We start from the raw sequence: 21,377 nt of genomic DNA, 5'->3' as shown, positions 1-21,377 counted from the left end.
TATATAATTGCTATATGCATTCATCGTCGACGTCCGATGAACAGCGCATCGAGAACGCCGCTCGCGGGCTCCTCCGGGGCATCGGCAGGCTCTCCCAGGCACTCTTCCGGCTCGGTGAGTTCGGCCTGCCGCGCACGCACGTCTCGCTCCTGGACGCCCTGGCGGACGGCCCGCTGCGGGTCACCGGACTCGCCGCGCGCGCCGGCATCGCGCAGCCCCGGGTCACCGTGGTCCTCCAGGAGCTGGAGGAGCGCGGACTCGTCCAGCGCGAGCGCAGCGCGCACGACCGGCGCTGCATCGAGACCTCGCTGACGCCCGCCGGCCGGGAGCTGCTGGAGCGCGCGCGGCAACGGATGGCCGCGGCGCTCCTCGAAGGGCTGCGCTCGAACGCCGACGAACCGGAGCGCGCCGTGGGCGCCGCCCGGGATGCCGTAACGACCGTGCTGCACGCCATCGAACCGGAGGTCAGTTGACCACGCCAGCCACCGATATCCCGGACATCACCGACGGCCGTACCGGCCGCGATCCGGCCCGCGACAGCGCCGTGGCACCCCGGCGCGTCGGCGGGCCGAGACGCTGGTGGGACTGGGTGCTCGCCGCCGACCCCGGACTCGGCCAGCTGCAGGCCGGGTGGCGGACGCTGGTCGCCATGGTCACCGGGCTCGCGACCGGCTACGGGATGTCCGTGGCGCTCGGCCTGCCCGCCATGCTGGGCATGATGGCCGGCGGCATGATGGGCCTGATGAGCGCGTTCGCCGTCGCCGAGAACACCTGGCAGCGGCTGACCAAGGCCATCGTGTGGATGCCGTTCCCGTTCTCCGCGGCGCTGCCGCTCGCCGCCTGGCTGCATCAGTACCGGGTGCTCGAACTCACCATCATGGTGGCCGCGCTCGCCGTGACGTTCTTCCTCGCCCGGTTCGGCACCCTCGCGCTGCTGGGCGGCATGCTGCTCTTCAACGCCTTCATGGTCGGCATGATGGCGAACGTCCCGCTGCACCTCTGTGGCGAGATGTTCCTCGTCGCCCTGACGTCCGCCGTCGCCATCCTCCTGACGCGCCTCCTGCTGTGCTACCCGATGCCCCGTGAGGACCTCCTTCGGACGCAGCGCGCCTTCGTCGTCGAGGCCCGGCGCGTCGCCGACGCCGCCACCGACGCGCTGGACCCCGACGCCGACCACGAGGTCGCCGTCAAGCGGATGCGGCGCAGCCTGCGCCGGCTGAACGTCACCACGGTCACCATCGACGGCCGCCTCGCGCAGCCCGAGGTCGCCGCCGACCCCGACACCGCCGAGCTGCTCCACCGCCACCTCTTCGACGCCGAGCTGGCCCTGAAGGGCATCGGCCAGTGCGTCCAGCAGCTCACCCGCCTCCAGGCGCCGGCGCATCTCCGGGAGGCCATGGTCGTCGGCCTGGTCATCACCCGGGACACCCCGCTCGGCCGGGCCGACGCGCTGCGCCCGGCGGCGCAGCTCATCCAGCAGCAGGCCACGGCCGTACTGGAGGCCGCTGACGCGGGCTCCGAAGAGGCCGAGGCCGCCGCGCTGGCCCGCCGGGTCGGCCACCTCCTGGACTCGCTCGCCGACTCCCTCGCCCACTGGCTCGACCTCGGCTGGAACGCGCCGACCGCCCGCGCCAAGGTGCCCTTCCAGCCCACCGTCGCGCTGGAGCAGAACCGCCCGGCCGGCACCGGGGCGGTCGCCCGCCGGGTCATCGCCGCCCAGAGCGAGAAGGGCTGGCGGCGGGTGGTCCCGTACCTGCGCGCCCCCGTGCACGCCGGGCTCGCCGCCGCCATCGTGTGCCCCATCACCGACGCCATCAACCCGCAGCGCTTCTACTGGGGCCTGGTCGGCGTGATGATCACGCTGTTCGGCACCAACACCACCCACGAGAGGCTGCGCAAGCTCGGCCACCGCATGGCGGGCACCATCGTCGGCGCCGTCGTCGGTGTCGTGCTGCTCCGCCTGATCGGCCCCGGGCACATCTACTGGACGCTCGCCGTCATCGTGGCCGGACTGACCGTCGGCTCGTGGGGCATGCAGCGCCAGTACGCCTACTGGGTCGCCGGACTGGTCACCGCCCTGGTCCAGCTCTACGGCCTGTCCACCCCGTACACGGGCATGGAGAAGCTGCTCAGCGAGCGGCTGCTCGACAACGGGCTCGGCATCGTCATCGCCACCGCCTGCGCCGCGCTGATCTTCCCCGTCTCCACCCGCAAGATCGCCCAGGAGGCCGAGCGCGGCTACGTCTCGGCGCTGGAACACCTGCTCTCCCAGGTAGCCGAGCGCTGGCAGGACCCCGCGGCCCCGGTACGGCTGCGCGGCGCCGCCCGTGGTGTGGACGCGGCGCTGTACCAGGTACGGGGCGTGGCCCGGCCGCTGGTGCGGATGCCCGTCGGCGTCCGCGGCCGCGGCGCCGAGAACCGCCTCGCGCTGCTCACCGCCGTCACCGGTCACGCCCGCTCCCTCGCCGCCGCCGCCGACATCGACATCGATCTCGCCCCGGAGCTGAGCCGGCGCGTCGAGCGGATCACCGCCACCTTCGTGGAGTCCCTGCACGCCCTCGACCGGCGCTTCGCCACGGGGGAGCCCGGCGGCACCTGGGTACGCGTCAGCCCGCTCGTCCGGGAACTGGAGGACGTGCTGCGCGCACCGGCCGGGCCCCGCGCCGACCGCCTCCACCTGGCGCTGCGGGAGCTGGCCGCGCTGGACGAGGCGCTGGCCGGTTACGCCGAGGACCGCGGCCTGACCGTCACGGCCGCCACCGCGGAACCGGAGCTGGCCACGACGCCCGCCGCGGCACCGAAGGACGGCGCGGCACCGAAGGACGGCGCGGCACCGAAGGACGGCATGTCCACGCTGGACCGCCGCACCCAGGCGGCCCTGGCCGCCTGGCTGGCGCACACCCGGCACGACGGCGGTCCGGGCGCGAGGCAGGTCCCGGCAGCCCCCGCGGCCACGGCGGGCACCGCCGTGCCGCGGCAGGCCGCCACAGCCGCTCAGGCGCCCGCTGCCGTGCCCCGCGGACGTACCGCGGCCTCCGCCGCCCGTCCCGCCTCCCCGGCCCGCACGTGCACCGTCAGCGGCTCCCTGCACTGCCCGGACCACCCCGGCGGCTGCGAGGCGTGGATCACGGTCGTCAGCGACCGCGGCAAGCGCCGCGCGGGCGTCCGGGCGACCGGCGGCCGGTACCGCATCACGGGCCTGGAGCCCGGCGGCTACACCGTGATCGCCTCCGGCTCGGCGCACGCCCCGACGGCGCGCTTCCTGGCGGTGGACCCCTCCCGGGGCGACGTCCACCACGACATCGAACTGAAGCCCGCCCAGCGCCCCTGACCCGCTGAGCCCGCCCCTTGGCCGTCCGCCCCTTCCGGGATACCCCCGGAGGGGGCGGACGGCCTTCGGGAGCACGTACCCTGGTCGATTGAGATGAGTGCGAAGACATACGAGGTGCGCACCCACGGGTGCCAGATGAACGTCCATGACTCCGAGCGGCTGGCCGGCCTGCTGGAGGACGCCGGGTACGTGCCGGCGCCCGAGGGTGCCGACGGCGCGGACGTCGTCGTCTTCAACACCTGTGCGGTCCGCGAGAACGCCGACAACAAGCTCTACGGCAACCTCGGCCAGCTCGCCCCGAAGAAGGCATCGCGGCCCGGTATGCAGATCGCCGTCGGCGGCTGCCTCGCCCAGAAGGACCGCGACACCATCGTGAAGAAGGCGCCCTGGGTGGACGTCGTCTTCGGTACGCACAACATCGGCAAGCTGCCGGTCCTCCTGGAGCGCGCCCGCGTCCAGGAAGAGGCGCAGGTCGAGATCGCCGAGTCCCTGGAGGCGTTCCCCTCCACGCTGCCCACCCGCCGCGAGAGCGCGTACGCGGCCTGGGTCTCCATCTCCGTCGGCTGCAACAACACCTGCACCTTCTGCATCGTCCCCGCGCTGCGCGGCAAGGAGAAGGACCGCCGGCCCGGCGACATCCTCGCCGAGATCGAGACCCTGGTCTCCGAGGGCGTCTCCGAGATCACCCTGCTCGGCCAGAACGTCAACGCCTACGGCTCCGACATCGGCGACCGCGAGGCGTTCTCCAAGCTGCTGCGCGCCTGCGGGAAGATCGAGGGCCTGGAGCGGGTCCGCTTCACCTCCCCGCACCCCCGCGACTTCACGGACGACGTGATCGCCGCCATGGCCGAGACGCCGAACGTCATGCCGCAGCTCCACATGCCGCTGCAGTCCGGCTCGGACACCGTCCTGAAGGCCATGCGCCGCTCCTACCGCCAGGAGCGCTTCCTCGGGATCATCGAGAAGGTCCGCGCGGCCATGCCGGACGCGGCCATCTCCACCGACATCATCGTGGGCTTCCCCGGCGAGACCGAGGAGGACTTCGAACAGACGCTGCACACCGTGCGCGAGTCCCGCTTCGCGCAGGCGTTCACCTTCCAGTACTCCAAGCGCCCCGGTACGCCGGCCGCGACCATGGAGGGGCAGATCCCCAAGGAGGTCGTCCAGGCCCGCTACGAGCGGCTGGTCGCCCTCCAGGAGGAGATCTCCTGGGAGGAGAACAAGAAGCAGGTCGGCCGCACCGTCGAGGTCATGGTCGCCGAGGGCGAGGGCCGCAAGGACGGCGCCACGCACCGCCTCTCGGGGCGCGCGCCCGACAACCGCCTCGTGCACTTCACCAAGCCGGCCACCGAGGTGCGCCCCGGCGACATGGTGACGGTCGAGATCACGTACGCGGCCCCGCACCACCTGCTCGCCGAGGGCGAGGCCGTCGCGGTCCGCCGGACCCGCTCGGGCGACGCCTGGGAGCGCCGCAACGCCGCCCCGGCGCAGCCCGCCGGGGTCATGCTCGGCCTGCCGACGATCGGCGCCCCGGCGCCCGCTCCGGCGGAGCCGGCGGGCGGCTGCTGCCCGACCTCCTGAGCCCCCGCTCCGGCCCCGTTCCCGCACCGCCCACGCGTGCCGGACACGGGGCCGCGGACGGGCGCCCCTCAGCGGCGGGGATACGCTGCGGACCATGCTCGTAGCTGCTGCTCTGTGTCCCTGTCCGCCGCTGCTCGTCCCCGAGGTCGCCGGCGGCGCCGCGGACGAACTGGACGGCCTGCGGGCCGCCTGTACGGATGCGGTCGGCGTGCTCGCGGCCGCGCGGGCCGACCGGCTGGTCGTCGTCGGCCCCGCCGCGCCCGAGGGCCGCGGGGCGTTCAAGGAGGGGACCCCGGGATCCTTCGCCGGATTCGGCGTGGACCTCTCCGTACGACTCGGCGCACCGGACGGCGAAGGCGCCGCCGAGGGCAGGCAGCTGCCGCCCTCCCTGGCCGTCGGAGCGTGGCTCCTGGAGCGCGCGGACTGGAGCGGCGTTCCCGTGACCGCCCTCGGGGTGGGCGAACCGCTCGAACCGGAGAAGTGCCTCGGCGCCGGACGCCAGCTCGCGGCGTCGGCCGAGCGCGTGGCCCTGCTCGTGATGGGCGACGGCAGCGCCTGCCGTACGGTCAAGGCGCCCGGCTACTACGACGAGCGCGCCGAGGCGTTCGACGCGGAACTGGCCCGCATGCTGGGCGACGCGGACGCCGCCGCACTGGGCGCGCTGGACGAGGAGCCCGCGCAGTCCCTCAAGGTCTCCGGCCGCGCCTCCTGGCAGGTCCTCGCAGGGGCCGCGGAAGGGGCCGGACTGGGCGGCGAGCTGCTCCACGAGGAGGCGCCGTACGGGGTCGGGTACTTCGTGGCCGCCTGGTCCTGACCGGCCCGCCACGGGCCCACAGCGCGATTCCGGCGGACGACGATGGCCGGGGACCACTCGGATCCCCGGCCACCGGTCTGTGGGCCCGCCCGCCTCACATCGGGTCGCCCGGGCGCCTCTCCGTCCCGTGGCCCCCGGAGGTTCCGCCGCCCGTGCCGCGGGTGTGCTTGCCCTGCTGCTCCGACATCCGGCGCAGCGCTTCCTTCGCCTTGGCCGTGCCGGTGCCGATCTGGCCGTGGTACTTGCCCTTCGTCCTGGCGTCGGCCGCCCTCCCGGCCTTGTCCAGACCCTGATCGATCTTGTGCTCGTGCTGGTGCGCGAAGTCACCGGCCTTGTCCTTCAGGAGGCCGGCCTTGGCCTTCAGATTGTCCAGCAGGCCCATGAGCCACCTTCCTTGGTCGGAGGACGCATGGTTCCAAAACGCCCATACCTGGGCTTTACCCTACTCTTGCGGGCTAAACCCCGCCTGCGCTCTCGTGGCGTGCGGCCCTCCGGAGAGCGGGCCGCACGGTGCCTCGTTCGAAACCGCCCGCGCGGTTTGACAGACTGGCGCGGTGAACAAAGCAGTTCCCGCACCGCGGGTCATCGCCGTCGTCGGCCCCACCGCGGCCGGCAAGTCCGATCTGGGCGTCGCCCTCGCCCAGCGCTTCGGCGGCGAGGTCGTCAACGCCGACTCCATGCAGCTCTACCGGGGCATGGACATCGGCACCGCCAAGCTCACCCGGGAAGAGCGGGGCGGCGTGCCGCACCACCTCCTGGACATCTGGGACGTCACCCAGGCGGCGAGCGTCGCGGAGTACCAGCGGCTGGCCCGTGCCGAGATCGACCGGCTGCTCGCCCAGGGGCGCACCGCCGTCCTGGTGGGCGGCTCCGGCCTCTACGTGCGCGGCGCGCTGGACAACCTGGAGTTCCCCGGCACCGACCCCGAGGTGCGCGCCCGGCTGGAGGCCGAGCTGGACCAGGAGGGCAGCGGCGTACTGCACGCCCGGCTGGCGGCCGCCGACCCCGAGGCGGCGCGCGCGATCCTGGCGAGCAACGGGCGCCGCATCGTCCGCGCCCTGGAGGTCATCGAGATCACCGGGCGCCCCTTCACGGCCAACCTGCCCGGCCCCGGTGACCAGCGCGAGGTCTACGCCGACACCGTCCAGATCGGCGTCGACGTGGCCCGCCCCGAACTGGACGAGCGGATCGCCGTACGAGTGGACCGCATGTGGGAGGCGGGGCTCGTGGCCGAGGTACGCGCGCTGGAGGCGCAGGGCCTGCGCGAAGGGCGTACGGCCTCCCGCGCGCTCGGGTACCAGCAGGTGCTGGCGTACCTCGCGGGGGAGTGCACCGAGGACGAGGCGCGGGCCGAGACCGTGCGCGCCACCAAACGCTTCGCGCGCCGCCAGGACTCGTGGTTCCGGCGGGACCCGCGGGTCCACTGGCTCAGCGGCGCCGCCGAGGTCCGCGCGGAACTTCCGGAGCGCGCGCTGGCGTTGCTCGAACGACCGGTCACAGCCTGATCACGTCCTGGCATCGGGACGCTCCGGCCGTCATCGGGCCCCCTGAGGGCGTGTCATTATCGACCATCGACCGAGCCGTGGCGTCTGGAACTGGGAGGGCATTGGCGATGGAGGCCCGCCCTCGCAGCAGAGCGCAGCAGCCGGAAGCACCGCGTGAACAGCGCGGCGGAGGGGAACCGATGACCGGTCACGGACCGGGCCGGGCGCCGGCGCTCGACGACGCCGGACCGGCCGCCGGCACCGGCCCGCAGCGCGGCGGCAGGGCCGCCGCCGAGGGCCACTCCGCCCAGGACGCCCCGCCCCCGGACGAGGACCTGTTCCCGGACGACGACCTGCTCGCCGGCGCGGAGCGTCCCGGAGCCGACGAGGACCGGCTGAGGGCCGACGACGACCGACTGACGGCCGACGACCGGCTGACCGCCGACGACGTGCCGACCGGCGACGCGGGCCTGGAGGACGCGTCCGCGCTGGACGGTTCCGACGGGCCCGACGCGCAGCCGGAGGACGACCGTCCGGCCGAGGACGCCGCGTCCTTCCGGGAGCTGCGGCCGCCGCGCCGCCTCCGCGTGTGGCAGCTCGCCCCCATCGTGGGGCTCGCCGCCGTCGGCTCACTGATGTTCGCCTTTCCGCTGGCGTTCGAATTCGGCGGGGACGGCGGCGCCGTCTTCGCGATGCTCGGGCTGCTGCTGTGCTGCTGCGCGGCCGGCTGGGGCATGATGGCCGCCCGCCGGGTCGGCCACACCTGGCCGGGCCTGGCGGCCCGCGGTTCGGGCCGGCGCACGGACTGGCGGGTGGTGGCCGTGTACGCCGCGGTCGTCCTGGTGCTCGCGGCCCTCGCGATCTGGCGCGTGGCCCGGCTGCGCTGAGCGGCCGCCGCCGCCTCCGTACGCGGCGCGCCCGCTCCCGTGTATGCGGCCCCCCGTTCCGTACACGGCACGCTCCGCATCCGTACGCCGCGCGCCCGGATGCGGCCGCTGTCGGCGGTGCCCCGTACGATTCAAGGGTGAGCAACGAGCGCATCGCCTTCCTCAAGGGCCACGGCACCGAGAACGACTTCGTGATCGTCCCCGACCCGGACGGGCGGCTGGAGCTGCCCGCGTCCCTGGTCGCGCGGCTCTGCGACCGCCGGGCCGGCATCGGCGGCGACGGCGTGCTGCACGTCGTACGGTCCGCGGCGCATCCCGAGGCGCGTGCCATGGCCGACGAGGCCGAGTGGTTCATGGACTACCGCAACGGCGACGGCTCCATCGCCGAGATGTGCGGCAACGGCGTCCGGGTGTTCGCGCGCTATCTCGAGCACGCCGGGCTGGTCGAGCCCGGTGATCTGGCCATCGCCACCCGGGCCGGCGTGCGCCGCGTGCACCTCGCCAAGGACGCCGCGGGCCCCGGGACGGGCGAGGTCACCGTCACCATGGGCCGCGCCGAGCTCCCCGAGGAGCAGGTCACGGTCGCGGTCGGCGGCCGCAGCTGGCCCGCGCGCAACGTGAACATGGGCAATCCGCACGCCGTCGCCTTCGTCGAGGACCTCGACCACGCCGGTGACCTGCTCAGCGCTCCGCCGTTCAGCCCCGCCGCCGTGTACCCGGACGGAGTCAACGTCGAGTTCGTCGTCGACCGCGGCCCGCGCCATGTCGCGATGCGGGTCCACGAGCGCGGCTCCGGCGAGACCCGCTCCTGCGGCACGGGCGCCTGTGCGGTCGCCGTCGCCGCCGCCCGCCGGGACGGCGACGACCCCGCGATCACGGGCAGCCCCGTCTCGTACACCGTCGACGTCCCCGGCGGCCGGCTCGTGATCACCGAGCTGCCGGACGGCACGGTCGAGATGACGGGCCCCGCGGTGATCGTCGCCGAGGGCACGATCGACCCCGCCTGGCTGGCCGCGGCCGGCGCCTGAGACCGCGTCCGGGGCCGCCCGGGAGCGGCCTTCGTACGGTAACGGGGTACCGCCGAAGTTTCGCTCGAATGGGTGATCCGTTTCACTCTGGGCGAGAGGCGGTGAGCGGTGCGTGATGGGCTCGGTAGCATCAAGCACCGGCCCGGACACCGCCGTCACCGTCTGATCGCGTCCGGCCGCCGGTCGATGCTGCCGGAGGTGCCCCATGAGCGCAGAGGCCACTGAACCCAGCGGTGCGCCCGCAGAGCTTCACCCGGCAGGGGTTCCGGCCCGCAAACGCGGCCGCCCCCGTCTGGAGCTGAGAGGTCTGCGCCGGTTCAGCCGCGCGGCGCTGCTGGGCCCCATGCCGCGCGACGGCCTGCCCGACGCCCTGGAGCACGTCGCCAAGGTCCACCGCGCCCATCATCCGGACGCCGACCTGGCGGTCCTCAGCAAGGCGTACGCGCTCGCCGAGTCCTCGCACCGGGGGCAGATGCGCAAGAGCGGCGAGCCGTACATCACGCACCCCCTCGCCGTGACGCTGATCCTCGCCGAACTGGGCGCGGAGACCACGTCGTTGACCGCCTCCCTGCTCCACGACACGGTCGAGGACACGGAGGTGACGCTCGATCAGGTGGGCGCGGAGTTCGGCGAGGAGGTGCGCTTCCTGGTCGACGGCGTCACCAAGCTGGAGAAGGTCGACTACGGCGCGGCGGCCGAGCCGGAGACCTTCCGCAAGATGCTGCTGGCCACGGGCAACGACGTCCGGGTGATGACGATCAAGCTCGCCGACCGGCTGCACAACATGCGCACCCTCGGTGTGATGCGCCCCGAGAAGCAGGCCAGGATCGCCAAGGTCACCCGTGACGTGCTGATCCCGCTCGCCGAGCGCCTCGGTGTCCAGGCGCTCAAGACCGAGCTGGAGGACCTGGTCTTCGCGATCCTGCATCCGGAGGAGTACGCCGCGACCCGCACCCTCGTGCGGCAGCACGCCGAGCGCCCCGACCCGCTCGCGGCCGTCGCCGAGCGGATGCGCGCGGTCCTGCACGACGCGGGCATCGACGCCGAAGTCCTCGTCCGGCCGCGGCACTTCGTCTCGGTGCACCGGGTGCGGATAGGGCGCGGCGAGCTGACCGGCGCGGACCTGGGCCGGGTGCTGGTGCTGGTCTCCGAGGACGCGGACTGTTACGCCGTACTGGGCGAGCTGCACACGTGCTTCACGCCGGTCGTCTCGGAGTTCAAGGACTTCATCGCGGCGCCCAAGTTCAACCTGTACCAGTCCCTGCACACCGCCGTGACGAGCGAGCACGGCGAGATTGCCGAAACGCTTATCCGCACCCACCGGATGCACCGGGTGGCCGAGGCCGGGGTGATCGCGCTGGGCGACCCGCACGTCCCCGCCGAGGGCGGCCCGTACGGCCCGCAGGAGGCCGCTGAGGCGCCCGACGGGGAGCGGGTGGACCCGACCCGTCCCGGCTGGCTCTCACGGCTCCTGGAGTGGCAGCGGGTCGCCCCCGACCCGGACACGTTCTGGACCTCGCTCCGGGACGACCTGGCCGAGGACCGGGAGATCACGGTCTTCCGCGCGGACGGCGGCTTCGGCGGGGGAGCGGACACGGCGCGCGAGACGGCGGCGGACTCCTCGGGCGACCGCGGCGCGATCCGGCTGCCCGCGGGCGCGAGCTGTGTGGACGCCGCGTACGCGCTGCACGGAGCCGGGGCGCACTGTTGCATCGGCGCGCGCGTGAACGGCCGCCTGGCGACCCTCTCGACGATCCTCCGTGACGGTGACAGCCTGCACCTCCTCATGGCCCCGGACTCCGCGGCAGGACCCTCCCCGCAGTGGCTGGAGTACGCGCGCACTCCCGCGGCCCGGCTCGCCATCTCCCGCTGGCTCACCGCCCATCCGGGCGCGGAACGCGCGGAACGGGAAGCGGACGCCGATACGGTCGGGACCGCGGAGCCCCCCGGGAGCGGCACCGCACGCGAGGGGACGCACGACGCCGGGAATCCCGCCGAAGAGGTCACCGAGCGGAGCCCCGCCCTGGAGGCGGGCGGCGCCGGCCCCGGGGACGACGACGAGGCCCCCGAAGCGCGCCGCCCCCGCCCGCCCGTCCCCGCCGTCGCCGACCTCCCCGACGCGACGGTCCGGCTGGCCGGCTGCTGCACCCCCGTGCCGCCCGACAAGGTCACCGGCTTCGCCGTACGGGGCGGCATCGTGACCGTGCACCGCGCCCTGTGCCCGGCCGTGGCCCGGATGGCGGCGGCCGGGCGGGCGCCCGTAGGGGTGCACTGGCAGCGCTCGGCCGCGCCGGACCAGGGCTGCCGCGTCACGCTGCTCGCCGAGGCGTTCAGCAGGCCCCGACTGCTGGCCGATCTCACCGAGGCCATCGCCGCGCAGGGCGCCGCCGTCGTCTCCGCCGACGTGGAGCCGCCCCGCGAGCAGCGGGTACGGCACACGTACACGCTGCGCCTCACGGACGCCGCCGAACTGCCGTCCCTGATGCGGGCGATGCGCCAGGTGCCGGGCGTCTTCGATGTGCTGCGCGCGGGCCGCAGCCATCCGGCCGCGACCATCCGCCTCTGAAGCACGCGCGTCCCGAGGGCCGCCCCCGGGACGCGGCGTACGGCGACGCGCCCGAAAAGCGACCGGAACCGCTCATTCGGGTGCCGCCCTGCCGTGCCGCCGTTCACGGGGGCGGCGGTGCTGGTAGCGGTAACGCATGCCCTTTACGTCCCGCCGTACCGCGTCCCCCGCTCGCCGGGTGCCGGACCTGCCGCGCCCCTCAGCTCCGCGCCGCCTCAAGGCCCACCACCGCGCCGTCCCGGTGGTCCTGGCCGTCGGCGCCCTCCTGGCGGCGGGCGCGCCGGAGCCCGGCCCCCTGGGGCTCGGCGACCGCGTCTACCCGCACCTCGGCAACCCCGGCTACGACGTCGGCGCGTACGACCTCGCCATGACGTACTCCGGGCGCAACGACGCCCCGCTGGAGGCCGTCACCACGATCACCGCCCGGGCCACCGGCCACCTGGACCGCGTCAACCTCGACTTCGCCCGCGGCTCCGTACGGTCCGTGCAGGTCAACGGCGTGCCCGCGCGGTATGCCACGCACGACGAGGACCTCGTGGTCACCCCGGCACGCGCCGTCGAACCGGGCCAGACCATGCGGATCGTGGTGCGGCACACCAGCAACCCCAAGGGCGGCAAGGACGGCGGCTGGATCCGTACGGGCGACGGGCTGGCCATGGCCAACCAGGCGGACGCCGCGCACCGCGTCTTCCCCGGCAACGACCACCCCTCCGACAAGGCCGACTTCACCTTCCGGATCACCGCGCCCCGTGGCGTCACCGCCGTGGCCAACGGTCTGCCCCTGGGGCGCAGCGCCCGCGGCCCCGCGACCACCTGGACGTACCGCTCGCTGCACCCGATGGCCACCGAGCTGGTCCAGGTCTCCCTGGGGAAGTCCGCCGTCGTCCGGCGCCAGGGCCCGCACGGACTGCCCCTGCGGGACGTCGTACCGGCCGCCGAGCGCAAGAAGCTGGAGCCCTGGCTCGCCAAGACGCCCGGGCAGATCGCCTGGCTGGAGCGCCAGGTGGGCCAGTACCCCTTCGAGACGTACGGGGTGCTGCTGGCCGATGCCACGACCGGCTTCGAACTGGAGACGCAGACGCTCTCCCTCTTCGAGAAGCACCTCTTCACCATGGACCGGATCCCGGCCTGGTACGTGGAGTCACTGATGGTGCACGAGCTGGCACACCAGTGGTTCGGCGACAGCGTCAGCCCGCGCACCTGGTCCGACCTCTGGCTGAACGAGGCGCACGCCACCTGGTACGAAGCGCTCTACGCGGACCGCGCCAGCAAGGGCAAGGCGGCCATGAAGGACCGCATGAAGCGCGCCTACCAGGAGTCCGACGGCTGGCGCGCGGACGGCGGGCCCCCGGCGGCCCCCAAGCCCCCGGAGAAGGGCCAGAAGATCGGCATCTTCCGGCCGGTGGTCTACGACGGCAGCGCGCTCGTCCTGTATGCGCTGCGCGAGCGGATCGGTGCAGCGGACTTCGACCGCCTGGAGCGCGCCTGGTACGAGCAGCACCGCGACGGTGTGGCCGGCACCGCCGACTTCGTGGCGCTGGCCTCCCGCATCCATGGCAAGGACCTCTCGGGCTTCCTGCACGCCTGGCTGTACGACACCCGTACGCCGCCGATGCCCGGCCATCCGGACTGGCACGTCAAGAAGGAGCCGGCGAAACCCGGCCCGAAAGGCCACTCATCCTGACCCCGGGCCCACCCCCGCCGCGCTCACCAGGGACAATGGCCAGGCAGGAAAACTCGCGTGACGGGCGTCACCGGCCGTGCGACCATCGACGGGCCGACGCCGGGACCGCCGGGAATCTCCCGGGGCGTCCGGACGTTGTCACGAGCGAGAGTCCCTGGGCCCGGCAGGCCCGTTCCCGGGACGTCCCAACGACACAAAGGATCAAATGACCTCCTCTTCTTCCCTTCCTCAGCAGGACCGACAGCGCCTCCACGAGAGCCTTCGGGCCGACGCCCTGATGGAAGAGGACGTCGCCTGGAGCCACGAGATCGACGGGGCGCGTGACGGCGACCAGTACGACCGTTCCGAGCGCGCGGCCCTGCGCCGTGTGGCGGGCCTCTCCACCGAGCTCGAGGACGTCACCGAGGTCGAGTACCGGCAGCTGCGCCTGGAGCGCGTGGTGCTGGTGGGCGTATGGACCTCCGGGACGGTCCTCGACGCGGAGAACTCCCTCGCGGAGCTGGCGGCGCTCGCCGAGACCGCGGGCGCGCTGGTGCTGGACGGTGTGATCCAGCGCCGTGACAAGCCGGACCCGGCGACGTACATCGGCTCGGGCAAGGCCCAGGAGCTGCGCGACATCGTGCTGGAGTCCGGCGCCGACACCGTCGTCTGCGACGGTGAGCTGAGCCCCGGCCAGCTGATCCACCTGGAGGACGTCGTCAAGGTCAAGGTGGTCGACCGGACCGCCCTGATCCTCGACATCTTCGCCCAGCACGCCAAGTCCCGAGAGGGCAAGGCGCAGGTCGCGCTGGCACAGATGCAGTACATGCTCCCCCGGCTGCGCGGCTGGGGTCAGTCGCTGTCCCGGCAGATGGGTGGCGGTGGCTCCGGTTCGGCGGGCGGCGGCATGGCCACCCGTGGTCCCGGTGAGACCAAGATCGAGACGGACCGGCGGCGGATCCGCGAGAAGATGGCGAAGATGCGCCGGGAGATCGCGGAGATGAAGACCGGGCGCGACATCAAGCGCCAGGAACGCCGGCGGAACAAGGTCCCCTCGGTAGCCATCGCGGGGTACACGAACGCGGGCAAGTCCTCGCTGCTCAACCGCCTCACCGGCGCCGGTGTCCTGGTGGAGAACGCCCTGTTCGCCACCCTGGACCCGACCGTCCGGCGCGCCGAGACGCCCGGCGGGCGGCTCTACACCCTGGCCGACACGGTCGGCTTCGTCCGGCACCTCCCGCACCACCTCGTCGAGGCGTTCCGCTCCACGATGGAGGAGGTCGGCGACTCCGACCTCATCCTGCACGTGGTCGACGGCTCGCACCCGGTGCCCGAGGAGCAGCTGGCGGCCGTCCGTGAGGTGATCCGGGACGTCGGCGCGACCGACGTGCCGGAGATCGTGGTGGTCAACAAGGCGGACGCGGCCGACCCGCTCGTGCTGCAGCGCCTGCTGCGCCAGGAGAAGCACGCCATGCTGGTCTCGGCCCGTACGGGCCAGGGCATCGAGGAGCTGCTCGCCCTGATCGACGAGGAGCTGCCGCGGCCCAGCGTCGAGATCGAGGCGCTGGTCCCGTACACCCACGGCCAGCTGGTCTCGCGGACGCACGCCGAGGGCGAGGTGATCTCCGAGGAGCACACCGCGGAGGGCACGGTCCTCAAGGCCCGCGTCCATGAGGAGCTGGCGGCGGAGCTGCAGCCGTACGTACCGGCGGCCGCGGGCAGCTGAGCCGCGCCACGTATGCACCGAGGGCCCGCTCCCCGTCAGGGGAGCGGGCCCTCACGCATGTCCGCCACGGGTGCGCCGTGCCGGCCTACTGGTTCGCGAACTTCTCGCTGACGCCCTCGTACACGCCCTTGGCCTCCGCGCCCAGGTGCGGCCCGGCCAGCCAGTCGGCCGTCACCGGCCCGATCGAGGTGTTGGACACCAGCGCCGTCCGGCCCTGCTGGTCCTTGGTGAACCACGGTCCGCCGGACGAACCGGCCGTCATCGTGCAGCCGATGCGGTACATCGTGGGCTGCGCGGTGTCCAGGGAGAGCCGGCCGGGCTTCGCCGGGCACTGCTGCAGCGTCTGGCCGTCGAACGGCTTGGCGGCCGGGTAGCCCTGCGCGGTCATCGACGCGATCTTCGGCACGGCCGGTGCGTTGAACTGCACCGGGTAGGCCGTCCCGACCGTCTCCTCCAGCGACTTGGTGTTGCCCGCCTCCGGCTTCACGTGCAGCACGGCGAAGTCGTACGGCGCGCCCTGGCCGCCGGTCTTCGCGCCGCCGTCGATCCACTGCTGCGAGGTCTGCGCCGCGTCGGCCCAGAACACGCCCTTCGGGGCCAGCTGCTCCTTCGTCGCGCCCTGCAGCTCGGCGGCGGACCTGCCGCCGTCGTTGTACGAGGGCACGAAGGCGATGTTGCGGTACCAGCCACCGCTCTTGCCGGCGTGCACGCAGTGCCCCGCCGTCCACACCAGGTTCGACTTGCCCGGGTGCGCCGGGTCCTCGACCACCGCGCCCGAGCAGACCATCGAGCCCTCGGGGCTGTCGAAGAAGACCTTGCCGACGCCGGGTGCGTTGGTGCTGTACGGCGCGGTCACCGGCTGCGCCCGCACGGGCGCCGGCTCGGGGTCGGTGACGCCCTGGTCACCGGAGATGTCCTCCGGCTGGACCGGATTGTCGGGCTGCTCCGCGTCCTTCATCCGATCCGGGTCCCACAGCCCCTTGATGTAGGGGTTCACGAACTGGCCGGCCTCCCGCAGCCACTTCTTCTTGTCCCAGTTCTTCCACTCGCCGTGCTTCCAGTCGTCCAGGTTCACGCCGAGGTCCTTGAGCTTGTCCTGCAGCTCCTGGGGGATCTTCAGCTTGCCGCCGCCCGGCTGGTCCACGGCCGACTGGTCCGGCTGCGAGCCGGCGCTGTCGTCCGAGGGGCCGCAGGCGGTGGCGGTCAGCGCCAGCGCGCCGGCCAGCGCGGCCGCGGCGATGCCACGCGTGGTGCGGCGTCCGGCACGCGGCCGGGCGGCGGACGGGCGGATGGATCGCATGACTGGATTCCCCCTGGGTGTGTTCGTCGACCGCTGCAACGATCGTCCGGCGAGCGCATTCGCGACCGTCCGGCGGCTGTTGGCGATCGGTATGGACTTGTTCGGACCGATCCGCTGGTTCAGGTGGCCGGTCCGGAATGCAGAGCCCCACTATGCCGGTGCCGTGGGGGACGGCACCGGGCGGGTCCGCGGTTCCGGCCGCCAAGGATCTTTGCCCAGGCCGTGATCCGGTGCTCGTGACGTCGTTGGTACGTACGGGGGACGGCCGGTCCGTGTTCACGGGGCGGCCCACAGAGCCGGTGACCGGCGCCGACGAGCGCGCTGGGAGCCCGTGGAACAGCAGGAGGACAACACCGCCGTGGCCCTGACCCAGCCTCCGCCGATGGCACCGCCGCTGGACCGTGAGCAGATCCTGCGGAGGCAGTCGCTCCGCGAATCCGCCGCGCGCACGTATGCGCGTTCGCTGCCCATCGTCCCGGTCCGCGCCCGCGGGCTGACGATCGAGGGCGCGGACGGCCGCCGCTATCTCGACTGCCTCTCCGGCGCCGGCACGCTCGCCCTCGGGCACAACCACCCCGTTGTGCTCGAAGCGATTCGCGCCGTCCTGGACTCCGGTGCGCCCCTGCACGTGCTGGATCTCGCCACCCCCGTCAAGGACGCCTTCACCACCGAGCTGTTCGCCACCCTGCCGCGGGAGCTTGCCGAGCACGGGAAGGTGCAGTTCTGCGGCCCGGCCGGCACGGACGCCGTCGAGGCCGCGCTGACCCTCGTACGGACAGCGACCGGACGCGACGGCCTGATGGCGTTCACCGGCGCGTATCACGGCATGACGGCGGGGGCGCTCGCCGCTTCCGGGGGCGCGCGGGACACCTCCGTGACCCGGCTGCCGTATCCGTACGCCTATCGCTGCCCGTTCGGGACCGGCGGCGGGACCGGCGGCGGGACCGGCGGGGGCGAAGACGGAGGCGGCGACGCGCAGGGGGCCGTGAGCGCGGGCGCGCACGCCGCCGAGCGCGGCGCGGAACTGGCCGCGCGCTGGGCGGAGAACGTCCTCGCCGACCCCAAGAGCGGGGTGCCGCGCCCGGCCGGCATGATCCTGGAGCCCGTCCAGGGCGAGGGCGGGGTGATCCCCGCGCCCGACAGCTGGCTGCGCCGGATGCGCGAGCTCACCGCCGCGCACGACGTCCCGCTCGTCGTCGACGAGGTGCAGACGGGCGTCGGCCGCACCGGCGCCTTCTGGGCGATCGACCACAGTGGCATCGTCCCGGACGTCCTCGTCCTCTCCAAGGCCATCGGCGGCAGCCTGCCGCTCGCGGTGATCGTGTACCGCGAGGAGCTGGACACCTGGCGCCCCGGTACGCACGCCGGCACCTTCCGCGGCAACCAGCTCGCGATGGCGGCCGGCGCCGCGACGCTCGCGTACGTACGCGAGAACGGCCTCGCCGCACACGCGGCCGAGCTGGGCGCACGGATGCTCGCCCGGTTGCGCGGCCTGGCCGCGCACCACGACTGCATCGGCGACGTCCGCGGCCGCGGCCTGATGCTCGGCATCGAACTGGTCGACCCGGAAGGGACCACGGGACCGGACGGCGCCCCGCCGCCCGGCTCCCGGCTGGCCGCCGAGGTCCAGCAGCGGTGTCTGGACCGCGGGCTGATCGTGGAGCTCGGCGGCCGCGGCTCCGCCGTCGTACGCCTGCTCCCGCCGCTCACCCTCACCGATGAACAGGCCGACGCCGTACTCGACCGCCTCGCCGACGCCATCGCGGCGGCGGTCGGCCCCACCCCCGGACCGACGGGTTCGCCCCTCCCCACCATGCGAGGCACCACCCCATGACCGAACGCCTTGGCCCTGCGACGAACGGCCCCGCCCCGGACGCCCCGCGCGCGGCGGAGCCCCCGGCCGACGGAGCGCGCGCGAGCGCCTCGCCGGTGGAGAAGTCCGGCGAGGGCGGCTCTCCGGAGCACGGGGCACCTGCCGCGCCGTCGGAGGGCGGCACGGAGGACGGTGCGGAGAGCGCGCCGGCGTCCGAAGCGCCACAGCTGTCCGGGCCGTCCCGGGCGTCCGAGCCGCCCGAACAGCCCGAACAGCCAGATCTGTCCGGGACGGCGGAGCCGGCCGACGAGCCCAGCGTCCCCCGCCAGGCGCGTCGCATCGGCCATGTGTGCGAGCCGGGGACACTCGGTTCCCGGACGGCCCTCGGGATCGCCTTCGACGTGGGGGCGGCGATGCGGGACATGCGGCAGCCGCTCGGTACGGACCAGGACGCCGACCTCGATCCGGCGAAGTGCCCCGACCCGTTGGAGCACCCCGACCCGGCGGCGGCCGCGGACGCGGCGGGTGTCGAGAACCTGCTGCGCTGCTGGGTCCGGGAGAGCGGCACGCGGCGCCCGCCCGGCGCCCATCTCCGGCTCCCGCTCGACGCGCTCGGCACTGCCCTGCGCGTCCCCATCCGCTACTGGTCGGCCACCGGCTGCCACCGCTTCGGCCTGCCCGTACTGGAGCAGGCTCCGGTGGGCGCGCCGCCCGTGGACGCCGTCACCCTGGCCGCCCTGCTGCGCCGCGAGGCGGCGTTCGCCGAGCGGGCCGAGGAGGGCGCCACGGAGCCGGCTGCGGAAGGGACTGAAGGCGGGGCCGCCGAAGGATCATCGCCCGAGGGCGCCGCCGAGCTGATCGGCCGCGTGGCCGACTCCGTACGCTGCACCGCCGCCATCCTCGCCGACCGGCGGGCCCGTCCCGACGGCCCGCACGGCGACCGCTTCCTCGAAGGCGAGCAGTCCCTGATCCTGGGGCACCCGCTGCACCCCACACCGAAGAGCCGCGAGGGCCTGTCCGAGGGGGACCTGCGCGCGTACTCCCCGGAGCTGCGCGGCTCCTTCCCCCTGCACTGGCTGGCCGTGCACCGCTCCGTACTGGCCGCGGACTCGGCGTGGACCGCGCGCGGCCGCACCGTACCGCCCGGCCGGCTCGCCGCCGATCTCGCGGGTGAAGGTCTCGAACTGCCCGCCGACACCGTCCCGTTGCCGCTGCACCCGTGGCAGGCCCGCGAGGTGCGGCACCGCCCCGAGGTGGCCGCGCTCCTGGACGCCGGCCTGCTGCACGACCTCGGCCCGCACGGCGCGCACTGGCACCCCACCTCCTCCGTACGGACGGTCCACTGCCCCGGCGCGGACGCCATGCTCAAGCTCTCCCTCGGGCTTCGGATCACCAACTCGCGCCGGGAGAACCTCCGCAAGGAGCTGCAGCGCGGCGTCGAGGTCCACCGCCTCCTCCGCAGCGGCCTCGCCGCACAGTGGCGCGCCGCCCACCCGGGCTTCGACATCGTCCGCGACCCGGCCTGGCTCGCCGTCACGGGCACCGACGGCGAGCCGGTCCGCGGCCTCGACGTCGTCTTCCGGCACAACCCCTTCGGGCCGGACGACGACGCCGTGTGCGTCGCCGGGCTCACCTCGCCCCGGCCGTGGCCGGGCCACGAGGGCCTGCGCTCCCGCCTCGCCGACCTCATCGGCACGCTGACGGCGCGCACCGGCCGGCCCGCCGGAGCGGTCGCCGCCGAGTGGTTCCTGCGGTACCTCCACGCCGTCGTCCGCCCCGTCCTGTGGCTCGACGGCACCGCGGGCGTCGCGCTGGAGGCCCACCAGCAGAACACCCTCGTACTGATCGACGCGGACGGCTGGCCGTGCGGCGGCCGGTACCGCGACAACCAGGGCTACTACTTCCGCGAGTCCCGGCGCGCGGAGCTGGACCGGCGGCTGCCCGGCATCGGCGTCGAGAGCGACACGTTCGTGCCCGACGACGTCACCGACGAGCGCTTCGCCTACTACCTCGGCATCAACAACGTCCTCGGCCTGATCGGCGCGTTCGGCGCGCAGGGGCTCGCGGACGAGGACGTACTCCTCGCCGCCTTCCGGCGGTTCCTGACCGGCGCCGCCGCCGAGCCCGCCGCCCACCGCTCGCCGCTCCCCGAACGCCTCCTCGGCGCCCGGACCCTGCGGTGCAAGGCCAACCTCCTCACCCGGCTGCACGGCCTGGACGAGCTCGTCGGCCCGGTCGACACCCAGTCCGTCTACGTCACTCTCCCCAACCCCCTCAACCCGTGAGCCACGCGGCCACCGACCCGTGCCCCCTTGAGCCCACGAGAGGAGCACTCCGCCGTGCCCCCCAGCGAACCACCGGCCTCCCTGGCCCCCGCTCCCCAGGGAAGCGCCGCCGCCCCGGCTCCCGGCCCAGCTCCCGCCTCTGCCCCCGCTCCTGCCTCCGTCGAAGCTCCTGCCCCGGTCGACGCTCTCCGTGACACGCTCGACCTCCGGCTGCCGGCCGAACTGACCGTCCTCGGCGCCGAGGACACCGTGCCGCGGCTGCGCCCCGGTGACCCGGCGGCCGGCCCGCTCCTCGACGCCCTCGCCGGCTGGGGGCCCGCCGAGACGCCGGCCGGGCCGTTCCAGCTCGTCCCCGTCCGGCTGGAGCGCGACCTCGCGCTGGTCGCCGGCTGGATGAACGACCCGGCCGTGGCCGCCTTCTGGGAGCTGGCCGGGCCGCCGGAGACCACCGAAGCGCATCTGCGGGCCCAGCTCGACGGCGACGGCCGCAGCGTGCCCTGCCTGGGAGTGCTGGCCGGTGTCCCCATGAGCTACTGGGAGATCTACCGCGCCGACCTCGACCCGCTCGCCCGCTACTACCCGGCCCGCCCGCACGACACCGGCGTCCACCTCCTCATCGGCGGCGTCGCCGACCGCGGCCGGGGCCTCGGCAGCACCCTCCTGCGGGCCACCGCCGACCTCGTCCTGGACCACCGCCCCCAGTGCGGCCGGGTCGTCGCCGAGCCGGACCTGCGCAACACCCCCTCCGTCGCCGCCTTCCTCAGCGCCGGCTTCCGCTTCGCCGCGGAGACCGATCTGCCCGACAAGCGCGCCGCCTTGATGATCCGCGACCGCGCCCTGCGCACCGTCCTGTGATCCGCCACCGGCCCCGGACCCCGGCCCGCCCCGGTCACGCCCGC

15 protein-coding genes are annotated in these 21,377 nt (G+C 74.1%); 13 read left to right on the top strand and 2 right to left on the bottom strand.

The window, feature by feature from the left end:
* Positions 1 to 14: 14 nt before the first annotated feature.
* The 4 genes from ACIGXO_RS07785 (at position 15) to ACIGXO_RS07770 (ending at position 5,726) form a co-directional block, all read left to right on the top strand.
* Positions 15 to 473: a MarR family winged helix-turn-helix transcriptional regulator gene (locus ACIGXO_RS07785; protein WP_399781811.1), complete on the top strand. Its 459-nt coding sequence runs from the start codon at positions 15 to 17 to the stop codon at positions 471 to 473.
* The gene (locus ACIGXO_RS07780; RefSeq protein WP_399781808.1) at positions 470 to 3,331 is read left to right on the top strand and encodes an FUSC family protein; all 2,862 of its coding nucleotides are present in this window, start codon (positions 470 to 472) and stop codon (positions 3,329 to 3,331) included. Before ACIGXO_RS07785 ends, ACIGXO_RS07780 begins: the two co-directional genes overlap by 4 nt.
* Before the next feature lie 93 nt (positions 3,332 to 3,424).
* Complete coding sequence (miaB, locus tag ACIGXO_RS07775) at positions 3,425 to 4,912, top strand: tRNA (N6-isopentenyl adenosine(37)-C2)-methylthiotransferase MiaB (RefSeq protein WP_399781805.1); 1,488 nt, start codon at positions 3,425 to 3,427, stop codon at positions 4,910 to 4,912.
* Positions 4,913 to 5,006: 94 nt separating this feature from the next.
* Positions 5,007 to 5,726: a class III extradiol dioxygenase subunit B-like domain-containing protein gene (locus tag ACIGXO_RS07770; RefSeq protein ID WP_399781802.1), complete on the top strand. Its 720-nt coding sequence runs from the start codon at positions 5,007 to 5,009 to the stop codon at positions 5,724 to 5,726.
* A gap of 94 nt (positions 5,727 to 5,820) precedes the next feature.
* Here the strand turns inward: ACIGXO_RS07770 and ACIGXO_RS07765 are convergent, their stop codons facing one another.
* Complete coding sequence (locus ACIGXO_RS07765; protein WP_399781800.1) at positions 5,821 to 6,108, bottom strand: antitoxin; 288 nt, start codon at positions 6,106 to 6,108, stop codon at positions 5,821 to 5,823.
* 172 nt (positions 6,109 to 6,280) lie between these two features.
* Here ACIGXO_RS07765 and miaA point away from each other — a divergent pair, with 172 nt between their 5' ends.
* The 6 genes from miaA to hflX all read left to right on the top strand — a co-directional run bounded on the left by miaA (position 6,281) and on the right by hflX (position 15,080).
* Complete coding sequence (miaA, locus tag ACIGXO_RS07760; protein ID WP_399781797.1) at positions 6,281 to 7,231, top strand: tRNA (adenosine(37)-N6)-dimethylallyltransferase MiaA; 951 nt, start codon at positions 6,281 to 6,283, stop codon at positions 7,229 to 7,231.
* A gap of 374 nt (positions 7,232 to 7,605) precedes the next feature.
* Positions 7,606 to 8,097 (top strand): hypothetical protein, encoded by a 492-nt coding sequence (locus tag ACIGXO_RS07755; protein ID WP_399781994.1) that lies wholly within the window; start codon positions 7,606 to 7,608, stop codon positions 8,095 to 8,097.
* Between the two features lie 137 nt (positions 8,098 to 8,234).
* Positions 8,235 to 9,125 carry a diaminopimelate epimerase gene (dapF, locus tag ACIGXO_RS07750; RefSeq protein WP_399781795.1) on the top strand — a complete coding sequence of 297 codons (891 nt, stop codon included), beginning with the start codon at positions 8,235 to 8,237 and terminating at the stop codon, positions 9,123 to 9,125.
* Between the two features lie 205 nt (positions 9,126 to 9,330).
* On the top strand, positions 9,331 to 11,691 hold the full coding sequence (locus ACIGXO_RS07745; RefSeq protein ID WP_399781792.1) for a RelA/SpoT family protein: 2,361 nt from the start codon (positions 9,331 to 9,333) through the stop codon (positions 11,689 to 11,691).
* A 136-nt stretch (positions 11,692 to 11,827) separates the two neighbouring features.
* Positions 11,828 to 13,375, top strand: coding sequence for a M1 family metallopeptidase (locus ACIGXO_RS07740; protein ID WP_399781789.1), 1,548 nt, complete (start codon positions 11,828 to 11,830; stop codon positions 13,373 to 13,375).
* Positions 13,376 to 13,580: 205 nt separating this feature from the next.
* Positions 13,581 to 15,080, top strand: a complete 1,500-nt coding sequence (gene hflX / locus ACIGXO_RS07735) for a GTPase HflX (RefSeq protein ID WP_399781786.1) — start codon at positions 13,581 to 13,583, stop codon at positions 15,078 to 15,080.
* Positions 15,081 to 15,165: 85 nt separating this feature from the next.
* Here the strand turns inward: hflX and ACIGXO_RS07730 are convergent, their stop codons facing one another.
* On the bottom strand, positions 15,166 to 16,380 hold the full coding sequence (locus ACIGXO_RS07730; protein WP_399781783.1) for a trypsin-like serine peptidase: 1,215 nt from the start codon (positions 16,378 to 16,380) through the stop codon (positions 15,166 to 15,168).
* Between the two features lie 358 nt (positions 16,381 to 16,738).
* Here ACIGXO_RS07730 and ACIGXO_RS07725 point away from each other — a divergent pair, with 358 nt between their 5' ends.
* The 3 genes from ACIGXO_RS07725 (at position 16,739) to ACIGXO_RS07715 (ending at position 21,333) form a co-directional block, all read left to right on the top strand.
* Positions 16,739 to 18,214: an aminotransferase class III-fold pyridoxal phosphate-dependent enzyme gene (locus tag ACIGXO_RS07725; protein WP_399781991.1), complete on the top strand. Its 1,476-nt coding sequence runs from the start codon at positions 16,739 to 16,741 to the stop codon at positions 18,212 to 18,214.
* 401 nt (positions 18,215 to 18,615) lie between these two features.
* Positions 18,616 to 20,478 carry an IucA/IucC family protein gene (locus ACIGXO_RS07720; RefSeq protein WP_399781988.1) on the top strand — a complete coding sequence of 621 codons (1,863 nt, stop codon included), beginning with the start codon at positions 18,616 to 18,618 and terminating at the stop codon, positions 20,476 to 20,478.
* 54 nt (positions 20,479 to 20,532) lie between these two features.
* A complete protein-coding gene (locus ACIGXO_RS07715; protein WP_399781780.1) occupies positions 20,533 to 21,333 on the top strand; it encodes a GNAT family N-acetyltransferase in 801 nt (266 codons plus the stop codon).
* The last annotated feature ends 44 nt before the right edge of the window (positions 21,334 to 21,377 follow it).

It is taken from the genome of Streptomyces sp. NPDC053542 (assembly GCF_044544685.1).
GTDB lineage: Bacteria > Actinomycetota > Actinomycetes > Streptomycetales > Streptomycetaceae > Streptomyces.
Note: the sequence above shows the minus strand (reverse complement) of the source record. Positions and strands in the feature narration are given on the sequence as shown.

Excerpts from the sequence above, each read along its gene's own strand:
- ACIGXO_RS07785 (WP_399781811.1), top strand. The coding sequence starts at position 15 with ATGCATTCATCGTCGACGTCCGATGAACAGCGCATCGAGAACGCCGCT.
- miaB (WP_399781805.1), top strand. The coding sequence starts at position 3,425 with ATGAGTGCGAAGACATACGAGGTGCGCACCCACGGGTGCCAGATGAAC.
- ACIGXO_RS07770 (WP_399781802.1), top strand. The coding sequence starts at position 5,007 with ATGCTCGTAGCTGCTGCTCTGTGTCCCTGTCCGCCGCTGCTCGTCCCC.
- ACIGXO_RS07765 (WP_399781800.1), bottom strand. The coding sequence starts at position 6,108 with ATGGGCCTGCTGGACAATCTGAAGGCCAAGGCCGGCCTCCTGAAGGAC.
- ACIGXO_RS07745 (WP_399781792.1), top strand. The coding sequence starts at position 9,331 with ATGAGCGCAGAGGCCACTGAACCCAGCGGTGCGCCCGCAGAGCTTCAC.
- ACIGXO_RS07740 (WP_399781789.1), top strand. The coding sequence starts at position 11,828 with ATGCCCTTTACGTCCCGCCGTACCGCGTCCCCCGCTCGCCGGGTGCCG.
- hflX (WP_399781786.1), top strand. The coding sequence starts at position 13,581 with ATGACCTCCTCTTCTTCCCTTCCTCAGCAGGACCGACAGCGCCTCCAC.
- ACIGXO_RS07730 (WP_399781783.1), bottom strand. The coding sequence starts at position 16,380 with ATGCGATCCATCCGCCCGTCCGCCGCCCGGCCGCGTGCCGGACGCCGC.
- ACIGXO_RS07720 (WP_399781988.1), top strand. The coding sequence starts at position 18,616 with ATGCGGCAGCCGCTCGGTACGGACCAGGACGCCGACCTCGATCCGGCG.